The sequence below is a fragment of the Kocuria sp. ChxB genome, from assembly GCF_044359605.1.
In the GTDB taxonomy this organism is placed as follows: Bacteria; Actinomycetota; Actinomycetes; order Actinomycetales; family Micrococcaceae; genus Kocuria; species Kocuria rhizophila.
Window position 1 is genome coordinate 104,305 of the sequence record NZ_CP121123.1, and the last position, 22,170, is coordinate 126,474.

15 protein-coding genes are annotated in these 22,170 nt (G+C 71.5%); 10 read left to right on the top strand and 5 right to left on the bottom strand.

The features are described from left to right. Nucleotides 1-70: 70 nt before the first annotated feature. Together lpdA and P8S73_RS00485 are read right to left on the bottom strand one after the other, a co-directional pair. Nucleotides 71-1,438 (bottom strand): dihydrolipoyl dehydrogenase, encoded by a 1,368-nt coding sequence (gene lpdA, locus P8S73_RS00480; protein ID WP_124109613.1) that lies wholly within the window; start codon nt 1,436-1,438, stop codon nt 71-73. Between the two features lie 171 nt (nt 1,439-1,609). Next, entirely contained in the window at nt 1,610-3,136 is a 1,527-nt protein-coding gene (locus tag P8S73_RS00485) for a leucyl aminopeptidase (RefSeq protein WP_124109614.1), read from the bottom strand. A 216-nt stretch (nt 3,137-3,352) separates the two neighbouring features. On the opposite strand from P8S73_RS00485, the gene P8S73_RS00490 reads away from it, so the two are divergent. From P8S73_RS00490 to P8S73_RS00510, 5 genes are all read left to right on the top strand, one after another. Continuing rightward, complete coding sequence (locus tag P8S73_RS00490) at nt 3,353-4,285, top strand: proteasome assembly chaperone family protein (RefSeq protein WP_121240615.1); 933 nt, start codon at nt 3,353-3,355, stop codon at nt 4,283-4,285. Between the two features lie 57 nt (nt 4,286-4,342). Next, complete coding sequence (locus P8S73_RS00495; protein WP_121240617.1) at nt 4,343-5,638, top strand: nitrate/nitrite transporter; 1,296 nt, start codon at nt 4,343-4,345, stop codon at nt 5,636-5,638. Nucleotides 5,639-5,806: 168 nt separating this feature from the next. After that, complete coding sequence (locus P8S73_RS00500) at nt 5,807-7,102, top strand: hypothetical protein (RefSeq protein ID WP_124109615.1); 1,296 nt, start codon at nt 5,807-5,809, stop codon at nt 7,100-7,102. A 266-nt stretch (nt 7,103-7,368) separates the two neighbouring features. After that, on the top strand, nt 7,369-9,072 hold the full coding sequence (locus P8S73_RS00505) for an RNA polymerase sigma factor (protein ID WP_396350432.1): 1,704 nt from the start codon (nt 7,369-7,371) through the stop codon (nt 9,070-9,072). Between the two features lie 32 nt (nt 9,073-9,104). Further along, nucleotides 9,105-9,800 carry a ubiquinone/menaquinone biosynthesis methyltransferase gene (locus P8S73_RS00510; protein WP_059281053.1) on the top strand — a complete coding sequence of 232 codons (696 nt, stop codon included), beginning with the start codon at nt 9,105-9,107 and terminating at the stop codon, nt 9,798-9,800. Between the two features lie 114 nt (nt 9,801-9,914). Here P8S73_RS00510 and P8S73_RS00515 read toward each other — a convergent pair whose 3' ends face one another. Then, a complete protein-coding gene (locus tag P8S73_RS00515) occupies nt 9,915-10,115 on the bottom strand; it encodes a hypothetical protein (RefSeq protein WP_047978633.1) in 201 nt (66 codons plus the stop codon). Between the two features lie 222 nt (nt 10,116-10,337). Between P8S73_RS00515 and P8S73_RS00520 the strand changes: the two genes are divergently transcribed. After that, nucleotides 10,338-12,446: a type IIA DNA topoisomerase subunit B gene (locus P8S73_RS00520; RefSeq protein WP_059281052.1), complete on the top strand. Its 2,109-nt coding sequence runs from the start codon at nt 10,338-10,340 to the stop codon at nt 12,444-12,446. A gap of 140 nt (nt 12,447-12,586) precedes the next feature. Here P8S73_RS00520 and P8S73_RS00525 read toward each other — a convergent pair whose 3' ends face one another. Beyond that, nucleotides 12,587-15,142 carry a DNA topoisomerase (ATP-hydrolyzing) subunit A gene (locus P8S73_RS00525; protein WP_059281051.1) on the bottom strand — a complete coding sequence of 852 codons (2,556 nt, stop codon included), beginning with the start codon at nt 15,140-15,142 and terminating at the stop codon, nt 12,587-12,589. Between the two features lie 70 nt (nt 15,143-15,212). On the opposite strand from P8S73_RS00525, the gene P8S73_RS00530 reads away from it, so the two are divergent. The 4 genes from P8S73_RS00530 (at nt 15,213) to P8S73_RS00545 (ending at nt 21,444) form a co-directional block, all read left to right on the top strand. After that, on the top strand, nt 15,213-17,903 hold the full coding sequence (locus P8S73_RS00530) for a GNAT family N-acetyltransferase (RefSeq protein WP_059281050.1): 2,691 nt from the start codon (nt 15,213-15,215) through the stop codon (nt 17,901-17,903). Nucleotides 17,904-17,916: 13 nt separating this feature from the next. Then, complete coding sequence (locus P8S73_RS00535; protein ID WP_059281049.1) at nt 17,917-19,524, top strand: serine/threonine-protein kinase; 1,608 nt, start codon at nt 17,917-17,919, stop codon at nt 19,522-19,524. Between the two features lie 88 nt (nt 19,525-19,612). Next, a complete protein-coding gene (locus tag P8S73_RS00540) occupies nt 19,613-20,317 on the top strand; it encodes a DUF5998 family protein (protein WP_164481636.1) in 705 nt (234 codons plus the stop codon). After that, the gene (locus tag P8S73_RS00545) at nt 20,314-21,444 is read left to right on the top strand and encodes an alkaline phosphatase family protein (protein WP_124109617.1); all 1,131 of its coding nucleotides are present in this window, start codon (nt 20,314-20,316) and stop codon (nt 21,442-21,444) included. The genes P8S73_RS00540 and P8S73_RS00545 overlap by 4 nt, the downstream gene beginning before the upstream one ends. Nucleotides 21,445-21,508: 64 nt before the next feature. On the opposite strand, the gene P8S73_RS00550 is transcribed toward P8S73_RS00545, so the two are convergent. After that, nucleotides 21,509-22,135: a hypothetical protein gene (locus P8S73_RS00550; protein ID WP_144802876.1), complete on the bottom strand. Its 627-nt coding sequence runs from the start codon at nt 22,133-22,135 to the stop codon at nt 21,509-21,511. Nucleotides 22,136-22,170: the final 35 nt, after the last annotated feature.

Genomic DNA, 22,170 nt, shown 5'->3' on the forward strand with positions numbered 1-22,170 from the left:
GTCCGGGCCCGGGCGGTACCGGGAGGAGAAAGCGGGTGCGCGTCCCCGGGGATGCGCACCCGCTCGTGGCTCAGCCGTGCAGGGGAGAGCCTGCCAGTGCCATGGCGGCCTCTCCGATGGCCTCGTTCTGCGTGGGGTGCGCGTGGACGAACGCCGCGACGTCCTCCGGGTAGGCCTCCCAGTTGACCATGAGCTGGCCCTCGCCGATCTGCTCGCTGATGCGGGTGCCGATCGCGTGGAAGCCCACGATGGGGCCGTCCTTCTCGCGCACGAGCTTGACGAGGCCGCCGGTGCCGAGGATCGAGCTCTTGCCGTTGCCGGCCAGGTTGTACTCGAAGGTCTCCACGTTCTCCTTGCCGAACTTCTCCTCGGCCTTGGGCTGCGAGTAGCCCACGGAGGCGATCTCCGGCTCGGTGAAGGTGACCTTGGGAACGTTGATGTCCGGGACCACCACGGGGTTCAGCCCGGCGATCTCCTCGGCCACGAAGCGGCCCTGCTGGTATCCGCGGTGCGCCAGCTGCACGCCGGGAACGATGTCGCCGATCGCGTAGATGTTGCCCACGCCCGTGTGCAGCCGCTCGTTCGGGGTCACGAACCCGCGGTCCATGGGGATGCCCTGGTCCTCGAAGCCCATGTCCGCGGTGTTGGGACCGCGGCCCACGGCCACGAGCACGATCTCCGCCTCGAACTCCTTGCCGTCCGCGAGGGTCACCTTGGCGCCGTTGTCGTTCTGCTCGACCTTCTCGAAGAAGGTGCCCAGGTTGGACTTGATGCCGCGCTTCTTGAACTCGCGCTCGAGCGTCTTGATGATCGCGGGATCCTCGTTGGCCACGAGGTGGGGCAGACCCTCGATCACGGTGACGTCCACACCGAACGAGCGCCACATGGAGGCGAACTCGCAGCCGATGACGCCGCCGCCGAGGACGATCGCGGACTTGGGCACGAAGTCGATCTCGAGCGCCTCGGTGGAGGTCATCACGCGGCCGCCGATCTCCAGACCCATGGTCTTGGAGACGGATCCGGTGGCCAGGATGATGTGCTCACCCGTGTACGTGGTGCCGTCCACGTCGATGGTGTTCTTGCCCGTGAGCTTGCCGTTGCCCTGGATGACATCGACCTTGCGCATCTTCATCAGCCCGGTGAGGCCCTTGTACTTGCCCTGCACGATCTTGTTCTTGTAGTCGCGCACGGCACCCATGTCGATGGACTCCAGGGTGGCCTTGATGCCGTACTTCTCCGACTCCCGGGCGCCCTCTGCGAGCTCGGCGGAGTGCAGGTACGCCTTGGTGGGGATGCAGCCCCAGTGCAGGCACGTGCCGCCGAGCTTCTCCTTCTCGATCAACGCCACGGAGTAGCCCAGCTGCACCGCGCGCAGAGCGGCGGAGTACCCGGCAGATCCTCCGCCCAGGACCAGGATGTCGTATTGGTTGTCGGCCACGTTGGCTCCCTCGGGGTTCGAGTTCTTGGATTCGGATGTCCGCCCGAGGCCCGATCCAGGGTCTGAGGAGGACGGTCACGGTTGGGGTCAAGCCTAACGCCACCCACGGGGCCCCACCAGGTATTGCTGCCCGGTGGGCCCCGCGACGTGGCGCACTTCACGCGGCGCTGCTCACTCGGCGTGGGCGGCCGCAATCTCGAGCATGGTCCGCACGCCGAAGCCCGTGCCCTCCCTGGGGGTGTAGCCCCACGGCTGGGCCTCGTTGAAGGACGGTCCGGCGATGTCGATGTGGGCCCAGGGGAGCCTGCGTCCACCCTGCTCCGGCACGAACTCGCGCAGGAACAGGCCGGCCACGAGCATTCCGCCGTGCTTGTCGCCCATGTTCTTCAGGTCCGCCACGAAGGAGTCCAGCGAGGGGCGCAGGTGCTCGGGCAGGGGCATGGGCCACGCGGGCTCGCCCGCGCGACCGGCGGCGTCGACCACGAGGGAGCGGGCGGCGTCGTCGCCCATGACACCGGCGGTGCGGACGCCGAGCGCGGCCATCTGCGCGCCGGTGAGGGTGGCGATGTCGACGAGCAGGTCGGGGTTCTCCTGGCCGGCGGCCCACAGGCCGTCGGCGAGCACCAGGCGACCCTCGGCGTCCGTGTTGAGCACCTCGACGGTGTGGCCGCTGTGCATGTGCAGGACGTCGCCGGGACGGGTGGCCGAGCCCGAGGGCAGGTTCTCCGCGAGGCACAGCCAGCCGGTCACGGCCACGGGCAGCTCGAGGGCCGCCGCGGCGAGGACCGTGCTCAGTACGGCCGCGGCACCCGCCATGTCCGACTTCATGGTCATCATCGAGGCCGGCGGCTTCAGGGAGAGCCCGCCCGAGTCGAACGTGATCCCCTTGCCCACCAGGGAGACGTGCTTCTTGGCGCGCGCCGGGGACCAGCGCAGCTTCACGAGCCGGGAACCGTTGACGGAGCCCTGACCCACGCCGAGCAGACCACCGAAGCCGCCGCGGGTCAGCTCCTTCTCCGCGAGCACCTCGACCTTGACCTTGGTGCCCTTGGCGGCGGTGGTGGCCACGTCCGCCACGAACTCCGGGGTGGCGGTGTCCGGGGAGAGGTCCACGAGCGTGCGGGTCAGACGCACCGCGCGGGCCACGTGGCGGGCACGCTCGACGGCGGGCTTCGCGGCCTTGGCGAGGTTCTTGGGCACGCTCACCACGGCGGATTCCAGGGGCCGGTCCTTGTCCTCGACGGTGCGGGTCTTCTGAGCGGTGTACACGAACGCTGCGAGGCCCACGCCCTCGGCCACGGCCTGGACCTGCTCGGCGGTGTCCACGGGCAGGGAGACCACGGCGGACGAGGCCCGGCCCTGCAGCGCACGCACAGCAGAGCCCGCGGCGAGGCGCAGGTTCTCGAGCTGCGCCCGGCCCTGGCCCTCACCGAGGCCCGTGAAGACCACGAGACCAGCGCGGACGTCGTCCGGCGCGGGGACCACGACGACCTTCTCCAGGCGGCCCGACGCCTGCGCCCGCTCGGCGAGCTGCGCCAGACGACGCCGGACTCCCGCCTTCACGTCGCTCGGCACTGAGACGGTGCCGTCCTGGAGGACGCCCAGCACGAGTGCGTCCGTGGCGGAGTCGCCCAGGGGCTTGGTGGCGGCGGTGAGGCTCACCTCATGGGTCGTGAGGATCTCTTGCGCTGTGGTCACTGTGATGTCCTTCCACGCCTGGCTGAGAACGGTCGGAGCCGCGGTGCAGGTGGCCGCGGGCCCGGGCGCAGTGCGCCGATGTGACACCGATCCTAGTCATCCGGCTGCGGTCTGCGGGGCGGGAATACCCTGTGACCCCGGGGGCGTTCCCTGTCCATCGAGGGCGCGCGCCGTGGTCTGCGGGTGCGCCGCGGCCTGTGTCCACTAGGAGGAGAAGTGATGGATCCCACGGCCCTGTACCTGGGCAACCCCGCTCTGCTGGGTGATGACCGGCTGCGTGGTCTGCCGATGATCGTGGCCCTCTCCGGGTACGTGGAGGCCGGGCACCTCGCGGGTCAGATCGAGGCAGTGGTCCTGGACTCCATGCCGAGCGAGACGGTGGCACGCTTCGACCTCGACCAGCTCTACGACTACCGTTCGCGGCGCCCCCGGGTGACCTTCGCGGAGGACCACTTCGAGGACTGGGAGGCTCCCGAGCTGAACCTGCACCTCGTCACCGACGGTCTGGACCGGCACTTCCTGCTGCTCACCGGTCCGGAACCGGACACCCAGTGGGAACGGTTCGCCGCGGCCGTGGTGGGGCTTGCCCAGCGGTTGCGGGTCTCCCTGGTGGCGATCGTGAACGGCATCCCGATGCCCGTGCCCCACACCCGTCCCGTCCTCGTGACGGCCCACGGTCCGCGCGCGGACCTGCTGCCCCGCATGGGCGGGAGCCGGCCGAGCTTCGAGGTGAGCGCCTCGGCCTCCCATCTGCTGGAGCTGCGCTTGCAGGAGCACGGGATCGACCACGTGGGTCTGTCCGTTCACGTCCCTCAGTACCTCGCGGAGTCCTACCTCCCGCAGGCTGCGGTGGCGGCTCTTGAGCACCTCAGTGCGGTCACGGGCCGCACGCTGCCCACCGACGAGCTGCGGGAGGCCTCCCGGGACGTGATCCGCCAGATCGACGAGCAGGCGAACTCGTCCCCCGAGGTGCAGGCCGTCATCGAGAGCATGGAACGGCGCTACGATGACGTGGTGGACGCGTCCGCCCGCCGGTCCATCCTCGCCGGGCCCGACGACTCCGATCTTCCTGACGCCGACGACCTCGGCGCCGCGGCCGAGGCGTTCCTGGCCGCTCGCAACGACTCGGACGGCCACCAGGACCAGTAGCCCACGGGCCGCGCGCGCGGGGGCAGAGCAACGACTGCCCCCGGAAGGCCCTCCAGCATGCCCCGCATCCCCTCGCCCAGCGCGCCCCGGTCCAGGGACTCTCTCACCGCGTGGCTGATCCTGGCGGTGGGGATGTTCGCCTATTTCTCCGCCGTGGCCCAGCGCACGAGCTTCGGGGTGGCGTCCGTGGAGGCCGCCGAGCGCTTCCAGACCGCGGCCTCCGGTCTCTCCCTGTTCTCCATGATGCAGGTGCTGGTCTACGCGGCGCTGCAGGTTCCCGTGGGGGTCCTGGTCGACCGCTTCGGCCCGCGCATCCTGATCACGGTGGGCGGGGTGGCCATGGCGGCAGGGCAGCTGCAGCTGGCCTCGGCGCAGTCGGTGGCCGAGGGTGTGGTGGGACGCGTCCTGGTGGGCGCCGGGGACGCGGCCACGTTCGTGTGCGTCATGCGCCTGCTGCCCGTGTGGTTCTCGCCGTTGCGCGTCCCGATGCTCTCCCAGGTGGTGGGCATGACGGGCAACCTGGGGCAGCTGTTCTCCGTGCTGCCCTTCGCCGTGCTGCTGCACGCCGCCGGGTGGGTGCCCTCGTTCGTGGTGATGGCGGGAATCGCCATGCTCGCCGCGGTCCTGTCCGGACTGCTGCTGCGCAACCACCCGCCCGGTGCGCGGGAGCTCAGCGACAGCATCTCTTTCTCCGCGGTGCGCGCGTCCATGGGCCTGGCGCTGCATGAACCGGGGACGCGCCTGGGCTTCTGGGTGCACTTCACGGTCCAGTTCGCGGGCAACACGTTTGCGCTGATGTGGGCCTACCCGTACCTGCAGAACGCCCAGGGGCTGGACCCGGGGCAGGCCTCTGCCGTGATGACGGTGTACGTGGTCTTCAACGTGGTGGTGGCGCCCGTGATCGGCAGGCTGAGCGCGCGCTTCGCCCACCACCGCTCCAGGCTGGTGCTGGCCTGCTGCGCGGTCAGCTGGTCCGGCTGGGCGGTCCTGCTGCTGTGGCCGGGCAGGGCTCCGCTGGCCGTGGTCTACGGGGGTGTGTGCCTGATAGCCCTCTCCCTTCCCGCCTCCATGATCGCGTTCGACATCGTGCGCTCGTTCAGCCCGCCCCGGGTCAGCGGCACGGCCACGGGACTCGCCAACGTGGGGGGCTTCGCGGCGTCCCTGCTCGCCATCTGGGTCACCGGGCTGGTGCTGGACCTGCTCTACGGAGCCGGGATCTCGTCCACCCTGTACGACGGCGAGGCGTTCCGTCCCGCGATCGCCGCCCAGGGACTCGTGGCGCTCGTGGGCACGCTGGCCATCCTGCGGTGCAGCCGCCAGGTCCGTCGCGTCCACGGACCCGATGCGGTCTGACGCGGTCTGACGCCCTTCGCGGAGGGCGCGCCCGCGGCGGGCGGTGCCGGGTGCGTGCCGCGGTGAGCGCACTGCACCACGGTGGTCCCGGTGCGCCTGCGGCCCCCGGCCCTCCACGTACGACGCCGCGGCCACGCGGACGTTCGTACCCCGGGGCACCGTGGGGGCATGACCGTGGCTCCTGAATCCACCCCGACCGTGACCGTCCGCCGCTGCGAGGACCTGCTCGCACTGATTCCCCACCAGCTGGGGCACAGCCCCTGCGACGGCACCGTGCTGTTCCTTCCCGTGAGGGATGGGCACGCCCTGTGCCTCAGCCTCGACACCCCGGATTCCCGAGCGGACCTGCCTGCGGTGGCCGAGGACCTGGCGGAACTCCTCGCGGGCACGCCGCACTGCGGTGAGCTGGTGGTGGTGGTCTACTGCGCCACGGAGACAGGGGACGCGGTGACCGAGGCCTCCGGGGCCCTCGCACGGTGGCGGAGAATCGTGGACCTCACGGGATTCGAGCTGCTGCGGCAGCTCGTGGTGGGGCCCACCCACTGGTGGGACGCCGACGAGCCGGAGCGGGCACTGCCGGCCCGGCTGATCCGGGACAGCCCCGTGAACGCCCAGCTCGTGGCCGAGGGCAGTGGAGCGGAACCACCGCTCCTGCGCGACGACCCCGTGTGGCGGTCCCGCGTGCAGGAGAGAGGAGCGCACCTGCGCGACGCGCTCCAGCGCTCCGCGGACCGCAGCCCCCGGGAGACGGCGGACCGGCACGCCGCCGCGCGGCCCCCACGGTCCACCTCGTCCCACGACCTCACGGTGGGCCAGGCCAGGGCACGGCTCGCAGCCTGGTCGGCCGCCGGGCACAGTGTGGGCCGGAACCGGAACCGCTGGGTGGCGGAAGTTCTCGCGTGGCCCGACCGCATACTCCTCCGGCTGCTGGACGACCTGGGAGACGATCTCAGCCGGGACGCCCTCCTCTACATGTGGCTCACCGGCAGCCCAGAGCGCGCGGCGGCCGCGCTGGTGGGGCTGCATGCGGCGTCGCGGCGCCTGGAGGGAGGCGCCCCGGGGCGGCTGGATCCCGACGCGGAGACCATTGACGAGGCACTGCGGTGCGTCGCCGCGGTGTCCGGGGAGTGGGACGGACCACCGCACTGGGACTCCGTGGACAGCGCCCACAGGGTGCTCCAGGTGCTCGACGCGGTGATGGCGGCCAACACCGGGGATGAGGACCGTGGGCGGGAGGCACGCACCACGGTGGTCGCCGTTCTGGCTCAGCTGGAGCACTACCGTGGGCGGTCCCTCACGGCCGCTCGCCTGCTGGGGGGACACTGCCACGAGGGCAGTGCTCCGGGGGCTGGGCGCCACGCCGTGAGCGACGTCCGGCGCCGCCTGAGCACGCTTCCCACACCGTGGTGGTGCTCGAGCCGGGCCACGGCGTGGCCGGGACGCCACCACTGGAGCCGTGGCTGACGGCACGGACCCGCGGGAGGGGCATGGGGTCGTCGTGCGTGGCCGGCGGGGGACCGCGGTGGTGCGGTGCGCGGGACGGAGCCGTGGCACGAAAAACTTTCTCCCCGGGGGTGGGAACAATCTGCGGGGGTGTGGCGTTGCCGGGAGTAGGACCCTCAGAGTCCCGGCCGGACAGCCCTGTCCCCGCGCCGGACTTGACAGGGTCATAGGCGTGTTGGCCACCCGCGTGGTACGCGTCCGAAGATCTGTCCAACGAAAGGTTTTCCGTGTCACCAGCTGCCAGCAAGACCGCGTCCGCCTGGCAGGCCCCCGCGGCGGAGACCGCCTCGGCGGCGTCGGCCTCCCAGAGCGGCGCGAGCACGAGCGGCGCCGCGAAGAAGGCCCCCGCCAAGAAGACCACGGCGGCCAAGAAGACGACCGCGGCCAAGACCACGGCCGCGAAGAAGACCGTGGCCCGCAAGAGCACCGCCGCCAAGAAGACCACGGCGGCCTCGTCGCGCACGGCGAGCTCCACCGCGCCTGCGGCGTCGGACGCTGCAGAACAGACGGCGGCCACCGCGGAGGCCTCGACCACGACGGCTTCCACCGCGAAGACTGCGGGGACCAGGACGGCAGCCCGCAAGACGGCTGCACCCAAGAAGACCGCGGCCAAGAAGACGGCCGCCACCAAGAGCACCGGCACGCGGACAACGGGCACCACCAAGACCGCGGGCACCACCAAGGCTGCGGGAGCCGCGGCCAAGGCCTCCACGGAGGAGAAGCCCGGCACCACGGAGACACCCCGCAAGAGTGCGGCCAAGGCCGCACCCAAGAGCACCGGCACCGGGCGCGGTCGCAAGAAGGCCGACCCCGTGGACGAGGCGCTCGCCGAGGACGAGATCGTGACGGAGGATCTCCAGGACGACGCCGAGGACGACGACGCCCAGGAGTCCCAGCAGGCGTCGGTGGAGGAGTCCGCGCAGCTCATGAAGGGGCGCCAGGACCGCAGCGCCCGCGGCTTCGTGCTGACCAGCAACGACGACGACGACGCCCCGGCGCAGCAGGTGGTCGTCGCCGGAGCCACCGCGGACCCCGTCAAGGACTACCTCAAGCAGATCGGCAAGGTCGCGCTGCTGAACGCGGAGCAGGAGGTGGACCTCGCGCTGCGGATCGAGGCCGGGCTCTACGCCGAGCACAAGTTCGCGGACGAGGCCGACTCCATGGATGCCGACACCCGCCGCGCCTACCGCTGGGTGATCCACGACGGCCGCCGCGCCAAGAACCACCTGCTGGAGGCCAACCTGCGGCTCGTGGTGTCCCTGGCCAAGCGCTACACCGGCCGCGGCATGCTGTTCCTGGACCTCATCCAGGAGGGCAACCTTGGCCTCATCCGCGCGGTTGAGAAGTTCGACTACACCAAGGGCTTCAAGTTCTCCACGTACGCCACGTGGTGGATCCGCCAGGCCATCACCCGCGCCATGGCGGACCAGGCCCGCACCATCCGCATTCCCGTGCACATGGTGGAGGTCATCAACAAGCTGGCCCGCGTGCAGCGCCAGATGCTGCAGGACCTGGGCCGCGAGCCCACCCCGGAGGAGCTCGCCAACGAGCTGGACATGACCCCCGAGAAGGTCGTGGAGGTGCAGAAGTACGGCCGTGAGCCCATCTCCCTGCACACCCCCCTGGGCGAGGACGGCGACTCCGAGTTTGGTGACCTCATCGAGGACTCCGAGGCCGTGGTCCCCGCGGACGCCGTGTCCTTCACCCTGCTGCAGGAGCAGCTGCACTCCGTGCTGGACACCCTGTCCGAGCGGGAGGCCGGCGTGGTGGCCATGCGCTTCGGTCTCACCGACGGTCAGCCCAAGACCCTGGACGAGATCGGCAAGGTCTACGGCGTCACTCGTGAGCGGATCCGCCAGATAGAGTCCAAGACCATGTCCAAGCTGCGCCACCCGTCCCGCTCGCAGGTGCTGCGGGACTACCTGGACTGATGCCGGCGCACGGCCCGGCAGAAGGGCACGAGATGACCGCGCGCGACGCGCAGGTGCAGGGCATCTTCAACCGCATCAATGTGGAGTACGACCGCATCAACGCGCTCATGACCCTGGGCGGCCACGCCCGCTGGTGCCGCGAGGTGGCCCGGCGGGCACAGGTGCCGCCGCGCGGGAGACTGCTGGACATCGCCACGGGCACCGGTGAGATCGCCCTGGCCGTGCGGCGTCGTGAACCGCGAGCGGAGGTGGTGGGGGTGGACTTCTCCGAGAACATGCTGGCCGAGGCCCGCACCAAGCCGGGCGCGGACTCGGTCACCTGGGAGTTCGCGGACGCCCACGAGCTGCGGTACGAGGACGCGTCCTTCGACGCCGTGACGCACGGGTACCTGCTGCGCAACGTCAGTGACGTCCCCAGGGTGCTGCGCGAGCAGTTCCGTGTGCTCAGGCCCGGTGGCCGGGTGGTGGTGCTGGAGACGGCCCCGCCGCGCGGGCTGCTCAAGCTCGCGGTCTCCGTGGGCATGAGTGTGGTGCTTCCGCTGCTGGGTCAGATCGTGGCCCGGGACCGCAGCGCGTACAGCTACCTCAAGTCCTCCACGCTGGGGTTCGTCCCGCCCGCCGAGGTGGAACGACAGCTGCGGGAGGCAGGGTTCCAGGACGTGGGCTCCGAGAGCCGGTACCTGGGGACCAACGTGATCTTCTGGGGCCGCAAGCCCACGGCCATCTGATCCTCACGGGACCGTGGTACGAGACGAGGCGCGCACCGCACGGTGCGCGCCTCGTCTCATAGCATCTCCTGCGCAGCCCCGGTCAGTCTCTGCCGCCGTGGCGCGGTGGAGGACTCAGGCCCCGATGTGCTCGGTCTCGTCCTGCCACGTGGCGGCCAGGGGACGCAGCTTGTCCTCGTTGACCCGGGCGTGGTGGGCGCAGAACAGCAGCTCGCCGCCGGTGGATTCGAGGACCACGCGGACGTAGGCCTGCGCGCCGCAGGCATCGCAGCGGTGGGTCGCATTCAGTTCACGCGCTTCGAGTGTCGCGTTCATGGGATCCTCCTCACAGGTGTGGAATGCGGCGGGCACGCGTGTGCGCACCGCAGCGCGATGTCGGCTCGATCAGCTGGATCGCACGTCCCAGTACAACCCACGCGCGCGGCCATTGCTTCCCGCGTGGCCGGTGTTTCGCCCACCGCGCACAAAACCGGGGCGCCGTCTAGAGTGATGAGGTCCCCAACGCCCTCGCGGCCCCCCCGACCCCGGAAGAAGCCCGTGACACCGTCTCGATCCGAATACAACGCCCGCCACCTCTCCGTGCTGGAGGGACTGGAAGCGGTGCGCAAGCGCCCGGGCATGTACATCGGCTCCACGGACTCCCGCGGACTGATGCACTGCCTGTGGGAGATCATCGACAACTCGGTGGACGAGGCACTGGCGGGCTATGGGCAGGACATCGCGCTGTTCCTGCACAAGGACGGCTCCGTGGAGGTCCACGACGACGGCCGCGGCATCCCCATCGACATCGAGCCCCGCACCGGACTGACCGGGGTGGAGGTGGTGTTCACCAAGCTGCACGCGGGCGGCAAGTTCGGCGGGGGCTCGTACTCCGCCTCCGGCGGTCTGCACGGCGTGGGTGCCTCGGTGGTCAACGCCCTGTCCGCGCGCCTGGACGTGCAGGTGGACCGCGGCGGCAAGACGTACCAGATGTCCTTCAAGCGCGGTGAGCCCGGAACGTTCACGGACAAGGGTGCGCCCTCCCCGAACGCGCCGTTCGAGCCGTTCACCACGGACTCGCACCTGCAGGTGGTGGGCAAGGCCAAACGGGGTGTCACGGGCACCCGGATCCGCTACTGGGCGGACGACCAGATCTTCACACCGGACGCGAAGTTCTCCACGGAGGAGCTCGTGCGCCGTGCCCGCCAGACGGCGTTCCTGATCCCCGGCCTGCGCATCACCGTCACCGACGAGCGCCGCCTGCCGGGCACCCCGGCTGCGGACGGCCCGGTGGAGGAGGTCTTCCAGTACGACGGCGGGATCTCGGAGTTCGCCGAGTTCCTCGCGCCGGACGCCCCCGTGACGGACGTGTGGCGGCTGCAGGGCCAGGGCTCGTTCACCGAGCGCGTGCCGGTGCTGGACGACTCCGGGCACGCGCAGCTGCAGGACGTGGAGCGCACGTGCGAGGTGGACGTCGCCCTGCGCTGGGGCGTGGGGTACGACACCACGGTGCGCTCGTTCGTCAACATCATCGCGACCCCCAAGGGCGGCACGCACCTGAGCGGCTTCGAGAACGCCCTGCTCAAGACGCTGCGCAAGCAGGTGGACGCGAACTCCCGCAAGCTCAAGGCCGGCAACGACAAGCTCGAGAAGGACGACGTCCTCGCCGGGCTCACCGCCGTCCTGACCGTGCGCCTGGCCGAGCCGCAGTTCGAGGGCCAGACCAAGGAGGTGCTGGGCACCCCCGCCGTGCGCCAGATCGTCGCCAAGGTCGTGGAAGCGGAGCTCACCAGGCAGCTGACGTCGAAGAAGCGCGACGACAAGGCCCAGGCGGGCCAGCTGCTCGAGAAGGTCGTGGCGGAGATGAAGTCCCGCATCTCGGCGCGGGTGCACAAGGAGACCCAGCGGCGCAAGAACGCCCTGGAGACCTCGTCCATGCCCACCAAGCTCGTGGAGTGCCGCTCCGCGGACGTGGCCCGCTCCGAGCTGTTCATCGTGGAGGGCGACTCCGCGCTGGGCACGGCCCGGCTGGCGCGCAACTCGAACCACCAGGCGCTGCTGCCCATCCGCGGCAAGATCCTCAACGTGCAGAAGGCTTCCATCACGGACATGCTGGCCAACGCCGAGTGCGCCGCGCTGATCCAGGTGATCGGCGCGGGCTCGGGGCGCAGCTTCGACCTGGACGCCGCGCGCTACGGCAAGGTCATCATGATGACGGACGCGGACGTGGACGGCGCCCACATCCGCACGCTGCTGCTCACCCTGTTCTACCGCTACATGCGCCCCCTCGTGGAGGCCGGCCGCGTCTACGCCGCAGTGCCGCCGCTGCACCGGGTGCAGATCGTGAACCCCGGCTCCAAGGCCAACGAGATGGTCTACACGTACTCGGAGCGCGAGCTGGACACCCTGCTGGGCAGCCTCGAGGAGCAGGGGCGGCGCTACAAGGAGCCCATCCAGCGCTACAAGGGTCTGGGTGAGATGGACGCGGACCAGCTCGCGGAGACCACCATGGACATCCGCCACCGCGTGCTGCGCCGGGTGCGGGTGTCGGACGCGGAGGCCGCGGAGCGCGCGTTCTCACTGCTCATGGGCTCGCAGGTGGCGCCCCGCAAGGACTTCATCGTGGCCGGCGCCTCGCACCTGAACCAGGAGCAGATCGACGCCTGACCGGCCGCTCGCCGCAGGTGGACGACCACGGGATGCGTCAGCGCGGCGGGGAGCACGACGCCGCCAGGTTGCGTCAGCGGTGACGTGACCGCCGGTCCCGCACGACAGGGCCTGCGGCCACGGACGCGGACCGCGACGTCTCAGCCCTCCGCTGACGCGGTGTCCGCATCCTCCCGGGACGCGCTCCCGGCGGTGGGAACCTCCACCGGCAGCCCCGTGAGGGCGGGACCCACGGCGGCCACGGCCCGGTCGATGCCCACCCCGGAGCCGTCCCGGCGCCCGTACTCGGTGGGCAGGCTCCGCGCGACCCCTGCGGCGGACACGGCCTTGCCCGGCCCGTGGCCCACCCACGCGAGGTTCAGCGTGTCCTCCCCGGCGAGCAGCCGTTGCGCACGCACACCCGCGGTGGCACGGCCCTTGGGCGGGAACTCGCTCAGGGGGGTGACCTTGACGGAGGCCTCTCCCATCTCCGGCAGCTGACCGTCCCCGCGGGCCTGCGTGACCACCACGGTGGACTCCTGCGGGATCACCGCCCCGCAGAAGATCACATGCTCACCGGCGGCGAGCTTCATCCCGGCCACGCCACCGGCGGTGCGGCCCTGCGGACGCACGGCGGAGGCGGGGAAGTGCAGCAGCTTGGCGTCCGAGGACACCATGACGAGCTCGGCGGCGTCCGGCGCGGCACCCACGCCCACCACGCGGTCCCCGTCCTTGAGCTTGATCGCGGACCACTGGTCCAGGTTCAGCGGGTAGTCGGGGTTCACGCGCTTGACCACGCCCGCGGCCGTGCCGATCACCACGACCTCGTTGAGGGGTGTCAGGCCCACGAGCGCCTCGTTCTTCTCTAGGCCCAGGAAGTCCGCGGCGGGCACACCGTCCGCGAGGCGGGGCACGCCGTCGAAGTCCTGCAGGACGGGAATGTCCACGCACGAGACACGCAGCATCCGGCCAGTTGACGTCACGGCGGCGATCTCGCCGCGAGCCGTCGCGGGGACCACGCTCGTGAGCGCGTCGTGCTTGAAGCGGCGCGAGCCGTCCGCCAGGGGAGTGCGCGCGGCGCTGCGGGCGATCCGCCCGGTGGTGGAGAGAAACGCCCAGCACTGGTCGTCGCTGATCTCCAGGGCCACGGAGGTGACCGCCTTCTTCCCGCCGGTCTGCGCCGCGGTCACGGCGGGCAGGTCCTCCGCCTCGAGCAGCACGGTGCGGCGCTCGTCCCCGAACTTTTGGGCGGTCTCGGACAGCTCGTCGGCGACGACGCCGCGCAGCGTGGTCTCCGAGCCCAGGATTGCCTCGAGCTCCGCGATCTCCCGCTGTAGCTGGTCACGCTCGGCCTCGAGCTCGATCCGGGAGAACTTGGTGAGCTGGCGCAGCCGCAGCTCCAGGATGTGCTCCGCCTGGGCCCGGGAGAGGTCGAAGACCGCGATCAGCCGGTCCCTGGCCTCGGCGGTCTCCTCGGAGCCTCGGATGATCTGGATGACCTCGTCGATGTCCACGATCGCGATCAGCAGACCCTCGACCAGGTGCAGCCGGTCCTGGCGCTTGGACAGGCGGAACGCGGTGCGTCGGCGCACCACGGCGATCCGGTGGTCCGTGTAGACGCGCAGCAGCTCCAGCAGGCCCATGGTCCGCGGCTGGCCGTCCACCAGGGCCACGTTGTTGATCCCGAAGGACTCCTCCAGCGGCGTGTGCTTGTAGAGCTGGGCGAGCACCGCCTGGGGGTTGAAACCGTTCTTGACCTCGATCACGAGCCGCAGCCCGTTGGTGCGGTCCGTGAGGTCCACCACGTCCGAGATGCCGGTGAGCTTCTTGGCCTGGACGGCGTCCTTGATCTTCTCGGTGACCTTCTCGGGACCCACCATGTAGGGCAGCTCGGTGACCACGATGCCCTGCTTGCGCGGGGAGACCTGCTCGATCGAGACCGTGGCGCGGGTGCGGAAGGAGCCGCGCCCGGTGCGGTACGCGTCCCGGATGCCCTCGAGCCCCACGATCCGCCCGCCCGAGGGCAGGTCAGGGCCGGGGATGAGCTTCATGAGCTCCTCCAGGGTGGCCTCGGGGTTCAGGACCAGGTGGCGGGCGCCGGCCGCGACCTCCCGCATGTTGTGCGGGGCCATGTTGGTGGCCATGCCCACCGCGATGCCCGTGGCGCCGTTGACCAGCAGGTTGGGGTACGCGGCCGGGAGCACGGCGGGCTGCTGGAACTGGTTGTCGTAGTTGGGCACGAAGTCCACGACGTCTTCGTCCAGGTCCCCGGTGAGCGTCCGGGCTGCCGGGGCCATGCGGGCCTCCGTGTAGCGCGGGGCGGCCGGACCGTCGTCGAGCGAGCCGAAGTTGCCGTGGCCGTCCACCAGGGGCACGCGCATGGCGAAGGACTGCGCCATGCGGACCATCGCGTCGTAGATCGCGGCGTCACCGTGGGGGTGCAGCTTGCCCATGACCTCGCCCACCACGCGCGCGCTCTTGACGTGGCCGCGGTCCGGGCGCAGCCCCATCTGGTCCATCATGAACAGGATCCGCCGCTGCACGGGCTTGAGGCCGTCCCGGGCGTCCGGCAGGGCGCGGGAGTAGATCACCGAGTAGGAGTACTCGAGGAAGCTGGTCTCCATCTCCTGGGTGACGTCCACGTCCACGATGTGCTCGACGAAGTCCTCGGGGAGGTCGTCCTGGGGGGAACGGGTGGCTGAGCGGCGACGAGCCATCGAGCGGCAACTCCTTGGATTCGGTGCGTGCTCCTGTGTCAGGGGCAGGCGGTTGGCTAGTCTGAAGTCTATGGGTTCCCTCGACGAGACTCCGCAGCAGCAGGCCTACCCCGAGTACTGGGAGGCGGACGTCATCCTGCGGGACGGCGCCACCGCGCACCTGCGCCCCATCAGCCCGCAGGACCAGGAGCTGCTGCAGCAGATGCACTCCTCGCAGTCCCAGGACAGCATCTACCTGCGCTTCTTCTCCTACAAGCCCAAGCTGTCCCAGCGGGAGCTGGAGCGCTTCACCACGGTGGACCACCGGGACCGCGTGTGCTTCGTGCTGATCCTGGGGGACAAGCTCATCGGCGTGGGCCGCTACGACCGCACCTCGCCGCGAGCGGCGGAGGTGGCGTTCATGATCTCGGACCACCACCAGGGCCGGGGCATCGGCTCCATCCTCCTGGAGCACCTGGCCGCGGCGGCCCGGGAGAACGGCATCAACCGCTTCACCGCCGAGGTGCTGCCCGAGAACCGCAAGATGCTGCACGTGTTCGTGGAGGCCGGCTACGACGTCTCCCGCCAGTTCGAGGACGGCGTGGTGGTCGTGGAGTTCGACATCGACCCCACCGAGAAGTCCCTGGCGGTCATGGCCGCCCGCGAGCACCGTGCCGAGGCCCGCTCCGTGCAGGACCTGCTCACACCGGCCACGGTGGCCGTGATCGGGGCCTCCGCCCACGAGGAGCACGCTGGTCACCACGCCGTCGAGAGCATCCTCGAGGGCGGGTTCACCGGAACCCTGTACGGCGTGGGCCACTCCCCGTTCGAGCGCGAGGGGCTCACCTTCGTCCCGGCCCTCTCGGAGATCCCCGACCCCGTGGACCTGGCCGTGATCGCCGTGCCCCGGGACGCCGTGGAGGAGGCGGTGACGGACTGCGGCCGAGCGGGCGTGCGCGCCGTCGTCGTGATGACGGGCGGCTACGCCGAGGACGGTGTGGAGGGTGCACTGGCCCAGCGCCGGCTCGTGCGGATCGCCCGCGCGGCGGGCATGCGCGTGGTGGGGCCTGCCAGCCTGGGGCTCATGAACACCGACCCTGCGGTCTCGCTCAACGCCTCCGTGCTGGAGCAGATGCCGCGGCGCGGTGGGCTGGGCCTGTTCTCCCAGTCCGGGGCCGTGGGCACCATGCTCTACGGCGCGGCACTGCGCCACGGGGTGGGGCTGTCCAGCTACCTGTCGGCGGGCAACCGCGCGGACGTCTCCGGCAACGACCTCATGCAGCACTGGGAGGACGATCCCGGGACCACGGTGTGCGGGCTCTACCTGCAGTCCGTGGGCAACCCGCGCAAGTTCTCGCGCATCGCGCGCCGGCTCTCGCTGTCCAAGCCCGTGATCGTGGCCAAGTCCGAGGTCACCGGGCTGCGGCTGCCCCCGGGCCACACCGGGCGCGTGACCCAGGCCCCGCCGGGCGCCCTGGACGCCATGTTCCGCCAGGCGGGGGTCATCCGGGCCACCACCGCGGAGCAGCTGCTGGACATCGCCGCGATCGCGGAGAGCCAGCCGCTGCCCGGATCCCGCCGGATCGCCGTGGTCTCCAACGCCCTCGCGCTCGCCCAGCTCACCGAGGACACGGCGCTGCGGCTGGACCTCGAGCCGGTGGTGGTCAACGGCTCCGTGGACACCACCCAGGGAGGGGAGGCCGCCCACCGCGCCGTCCTCGAGGCCGCCCGCGAGCAGCTGGCGTCCCAGGACGTGGACAGCGTGGTGCTCGTGCTCATGCCCGCGCAGGGCCTGGACCGGGACGAGCTCGCCCGGGACGTGGCGCTCGCGGCACGCGGTGCGGGACGCACCACGGTAGCCGTGTTCACCGGCCAGCACGGCCCGGACAGCCTCACGGCATCGGTGCGCACCGCGGACGACGCCGCCCTGCCGTGCTTCGACTCGCCGGGCACCGCGATGCACGCGCTCGCGCAGGTGATCGACTACACCACGTGGCGCTCGCAGGACCAGGGCGTGGTCACGGTGCCCGAGGACTTCGACGTCGAGGCCGTGGAGTCGGTGCTCGACCGGCTGCGGGAGAAGGTCACCGGGGACGAGCTCTACGAGCTGAGCACGGCCGAGCGCAACGAGCTGCTCGGGCACGCGGGCATCCGGGTGCTGGAATCCGTGCGCTTCAACGACCCGGAGGACGGCCCGGCCGCCGCCGAGCGCCTGGGGTACCCGGTGGCACTGAAGACCACGGACCCGTTCCTGCGCCACCGGCTGGACCTGGGCGGTGTGGTGCTCAACATCCAGGACTCGGACCAGCTGCGCGCGGCGATCGAGACCATGAAGCGCACCCTGGCCGGGTGGAACGTGACCGACTTCGAGGTCCAGTCCATGGCGCCCACGGGTCAGACCGTGGTGCTGCGGGCCGCCGAGGACCCTCTGATCGGACCCGTGCTGTCCTTCGGCATGACCGGCGACGCCGTGAACCTGCTGGACGACTGGGCACACCGCGTCCCGCCGCTCACGGACCGGGACATCACCCGGATGGTGCGGGCCCCCAAGGCCGCGCGAAAGCTCTTCGGGTACCAGGGGGTCCCGCCGGTGGACACCACCGGGCTCGAGCAGCTGGTGAACAGGGCGGCATTCCTCAAGGACCGCTTCCCGCAGATCGCGTTCCTGGAACTGAACCCCGTGGTGCTCTCCGGACCGGTGCTGACCGTGCTCTCGGCCGTCGTCAAGATCGGGGACCCGGGCCAGCGCACGGACAGCGCCCGCCGCGCGATGCTGGGATAAGCGCGGCACGACAGTGCGGGACACGATCGCCGGCCGTTTCGAGCTGCTGACGCCCATTGCGGAGGGCGGCAGCGGTGCCGTGTGGCGCGCCCACGACCTGCGGCTGGGCACGGAGTGCGCGGCCAAGTTGCTGCGGCAGCGGGACTCCGCGGACCTGCTGCGCTTCGTGCGCGAGCAGTCCGTGAACCTGGACCACCCGCACGTGGTCGCGCCCTACGGCTGGGCGGCGGAGGACGAGCACGTGGCGATCGCCATGGAACTCGTCTCCGGCGGAACCCTGGAGGCCGCGCTGCAGGACAACGGCGCGGTGGCGGACTGGCTGGCGGAGGAGTTCGTGTGCCAGCTGCTGGAGGCCCTGCGGTTCGTGCACACCCGCGGATGGGTGCACCGCGATGTGAAACCCGCCAACGTGCTGCTCGAACCCACGGGTTCGCGACTCCCTGTCGCCCGGCTCGCGGACTTCGGCATCGCGGTCCGTCTCGACGACGCGCGCCTGACCCACACCGGCACGGTGGTGGGAACCCCCGGGTACCTGCCCTCGGAGGCCTACGCGCCGGGCAACCCCTCGCGGAGCATGGACCTCTACGCCGCGGGTGTGACCGCGGTGCGCATGGTCCTGCCCGAGGTGGACCTCAGCGCGGACCCGCTGCGCCCCGAGGACGTGGCGGAGCTCGAGCTCTTCGAGGACTCGCCCGCGCTGCGCACCGGGGTGGCGGGGCTGCTGGACCCGGACCCCGAGCAGCGTGTCCGGGCCGCCGACCGCCTGCTGGCGCAGCTGCTGGACACGGCGTCCGCTCGCGCGGGCAGGACAGCGCAGACCGCGGAGGGCGAGCCGTTCGAGGTCTTCGACGTCCTCGAGCCCACCACGGAGCGTGAGCTGTCCCCGGTGGCCGACGCCGCCCGCCTGCCCCCGGGAGCCCGGCGCACCGCCGACGCCCCGATTGCGTGGCACGCCGTGCACCGCCAGGCGATCTCCGCTCCGGAGCGCCCCGCGATGACCGAGCGCGGGGGAGACCTGCTGCGCCCCTTCTCCCCGGTGGGGGACGGTGGCCACGACACGGAGCGTGCCACCACGGTGTCGACCACCCGGTGGCCCGTGGCCGGACCGCCCGCGGAGGACAGCACAGAGCTCATCGACACCGCCGGCACCCCGGTGCTGGAGCAGGTGTCCGAGACTGGAGGGCGTGCCACCGCGGCCCCGGGACCCGCGGCCCTGGGGCCCCAGGAGACGGCCCGACTGACCGCGACCTCCGGGGATCCTGCTCCCGCGGGGGCCGCGGGCGGGATGACGACGGCAGATCCAGTGGGCACGCGTGCCGCTGTACCGTCCGGGAGTCGTGAGCCCGGGACCCGGTCACGGGCTCCCCGCTGGCCCTGGTGGATGCTCACCGTGACCCTCGCGGTGCTCGCGCTGGTGGCGGGGTACGTGTGGCTCGGCCCGGCCCTGGCACGCTGGGGTGGAGCTGAGGGCCCGGGCACCACTCCGGAACCCACGCGGGCACCGGAGACCTCCGGGGTCCCCTCGGACGGCGTGGGCGGACCGCCCGCGGCCACCACGGACGTCACCCCGGAGTGCACGCAGCTCGAGGACGGAACGGTGTCCTGCGTGGTGACGCCCTGAGGGACCGCGGGGCACCGTGCGGCCCGCGGGGCGGCGTCGTGCGATGACACGGTGTGCCGCGGGGCCACCGGTGGAGGACAATGGCGCCATGACTTACTCAGCACCCGACGGCTCACGGCTCGTCCAGGACATCGAGAAGGCGGGGTTCTACCCGCAGCTCGTCACGGACGTGGTCATGGACTCCCTCGACGGCAGGCGGCCGGCGTCCCACCTCGTGCAGCTGGAGACCCACTTCACCAACACGGAGCTGCACCGCCACATCACGGCGCTGGTCCTGGCGGAGGACGTCCTGCACATCACCCACGTGGACGACCAGCAGCTGGACGAGAACGGCGCGGACACCGTGGCGCGCGTGTCCTCGGAGACCGTGCCCATCTCCCAGATCCGCTCCGTGACGCTGAGCTACGCGTACCACCAGCCCCAGAACTACCAGCCGGGCACACCGATCATGGAGCTGAACCTCGCGGTGAGCTGGACCGGGACGCAGCAGCTCGAGCTGTACCCGGCCATGTGCGAGGACCCGGAGTGCCAGGCCGACCACGGGTACACGGGCACCGCCGCGAGCGAGGACGTGGTGATGCGCATCAGCTCCGAGGCGGACGGACAGGACGCCGTGGAGGGTGCGCGCGAGTTCGCCCGGACCCTGCGGCGCGCGAACGTGGCACCTCTGACCGACTCCGGCGCCCAGATCGCCCAGGCCCCGCACCAGGGGGCGTCCCGTCCCGAGCCGCCCGCACCTCGCAGCCGCTTCGGGCACCGCCACAGCGGACGCGACGCGGGCCGCACCTTGTGAGCGCGCGCGAGCTGCCCCGCCCGCCGCGCTACGGGTCCCGCAGCATCGCGGACGTGCTGAGCTCGGCCGCCGCGGCCACGGGGGTGCCCGGGACGTGCAACGCGCTGAGCCTGCCGGCCGCGCACCGCTACGTGGTGGTGCTCGTGGACGGGCTCGGCTCCCGGCTGCTGCGGGAGGTCCAGGGCTACGCGCCCACGCTGCGCTCCGCGCAGCCCCTCGGGGAGCTCGACGCCGCGTTCCCCTCCACCACGTCCGTCTCCCTGTCCTGTCTGGGGACCGGAGCGGCCCCCGGGACGCACGGGATGCTCGGCTACGACGTGCTGGACCCTGCCACGGAGCGGGTGGTCAACATGCTGGGCCAGTGGCCCGCCGACGTCGATCCGCTCGCGTGGCAGCCCGTGCCCACCGTCCTGGAGCGCGCCGCGGAGCACGTGGACACCGCGACCGTGAGTGCGCCGCGCTTCGAGACCTCCGGACTCACCCGGGCGGCGCTTCGGGGCGGGCGCTTCGTCGGAGCCGACGGCGTGTACGCCCGGACGGCCCGCACCCTCGAGCAGCTGCGGGAGGGGCGCCGGGGACTGGTGTACTTCTACTGGGACGAGCTGGACAAGACCGGCCACAGGGTGGGCTGGCGCTCCGACGCGTGGCTGCGGTCTCTGGAGGAGCTGGACTCCGCCCTGAAACGTCTCGTGACACGGCTGCCCGCGAACACCCGGGTGCTGCTCACCGCGGACCACGGCATGGTGGACGTGGGCCCGGAGCACCGCCTGGACGTCAGTGGGGAGGCGGATCTGATGGACGGGGTCCGCCACACGGCGGGGGAGCCGCGGGCGGTGCAGCTGCACCTCTCCGCCCACGCAGATGCGGAGGACGTGGCGCAGCGCTGGCAGGAGCACTTCGGGGACGCGGTGTGGACTGCCACGCGGACCGAGCTCGCGCGGGCGGGCTACTTCGGTGCGGACCCGGACCCCCGGATGCTCGCCCGGGCGGGCGACGTGTGGATCCTGGGGAGGGAGGAGATCGCCCTCTACGACGTCTCCCGGCAGGGCACCCGGCCCTTGGGCATGGTGGGCCAGCACGGTTCCCTCACGGACGAGGAACGGTACGTGCCGGCCCTGCTGTGGTGAGCCGCAGAACCCCGCGCGGGGATCCCGTGGATGCCGTTCGACGAGTGGTCCTGGTGCGGGACCCTCAGCGGGCGGACCCGGCGTCGGCCCCCGAGGAGCTTTCGGCCTGACCCCCGCCCTGGGCCGCGTCGGCACCCGTGTTCGAGCCCTTGCCCGTGCCCCCACCGGTGGGCGGTGCCGTGGGGTTCACCGGGGGCTTCGGAGGAGCAGGCGGCGTGGGCTTCGGGGCAGGGGGTGCCGTGGGCTGGGGGGCCTTGGTGGTCGGCGCCTGGGTGGGCTGCTTCGGGGGCGCGGGCTTGGCCGTGGTGGGCGCCGGCTGCGGAGCCACGGGCGGCTGGGAAGCCGGATAGACCGGCTGCACGGGTGCCACGGGCTGCGGGGGCACGTAGTACTGCTCCGGCGGCACCGTGGGCTCCGGCGTGGTGGGAGTCGGGGTGGGGGTCTTCGTGCGCGTCGGGGGAGCGCTCGGTGTGGCGGTCTCCGTGGCGAAGTCCGCGGGAGCGGGTTCGTCCGAACCTCCCGTGAACCCCGTGAAGGCCACGGCACCGACACCGGCCAGGACGAGCAGCGCGGCCCCTCCCAGGGCCACGGGTGCCAGGTAGCGGCGAGCCCCCGAGCGGGGCGCGGAGCCCGTGCCCTCGCCCGACGGTGAGTCGTCGCCGAATAGATCGTCCTGAATGGAGTTGCTCATGCCCGATTTCCCTACGAGTTGCCCGTGTTCGCGTG

Bases quoted from the DNA above. Each gene is read 5' to 3' on its own strand.
- P8S73_RS00525 (WP_059281051.1), bottom strand. From the start codon at position 15,142: ATGGCTCGTCGCCGCTCAGCCACCCGTTCCCCCCAGGACGACCTCCCC.
- P8S73_RS00540 (WP_164481636.1), top strand. From the start codon at position 19,613: ATGACTTACTCAGCACCCGACGGCTCACGGCTCGTCCAGGACATCGAG.
- P8S73_RS00550 (WP_144802876.1), bottom strand. From the start codon at position 22,135: ATGAGCAACTCCATTCAGGACGATCTATTCGGCGACGACTCACCGTCG.
- P8S73_RS00510 (WP_059281053.1), top strand. From the start codon at position 9,105: ATGACCGCGCGCGACGCGCAGGTGCAGGGCATCTTCAACCGCATCAAT.
- P8S73_RS00500 (WP_124109615.1), top strand. From the start codon at position 5,807: ATGACCGTGGCTCCTGAATCCACCCCGACCGTGACCGTCCGCCGCTGC.
- P8S73_RS00515 (WP_047978633.1), bottom strand. From the start codon at position 10,115: ATGAACGCGACACTCGAAGCGCGTGAACTGAATGCGACCCACCGCTGC.
- P8S73_RS00530 (WP_059281050.1), top strand. From the start codon at position 15,213: ATGGGTTCCCTCGACGAGACTCCGCAGCAGCAGGCCTACCCCGAGTAC.
- P8S73_RS00495 (WP_121240617.1), top strand. From the start codon at position 4,343: ATGCCCCGCATCCCCTCGCCCAGCGCGCCCCGGTCCAGGGACTCTCTC.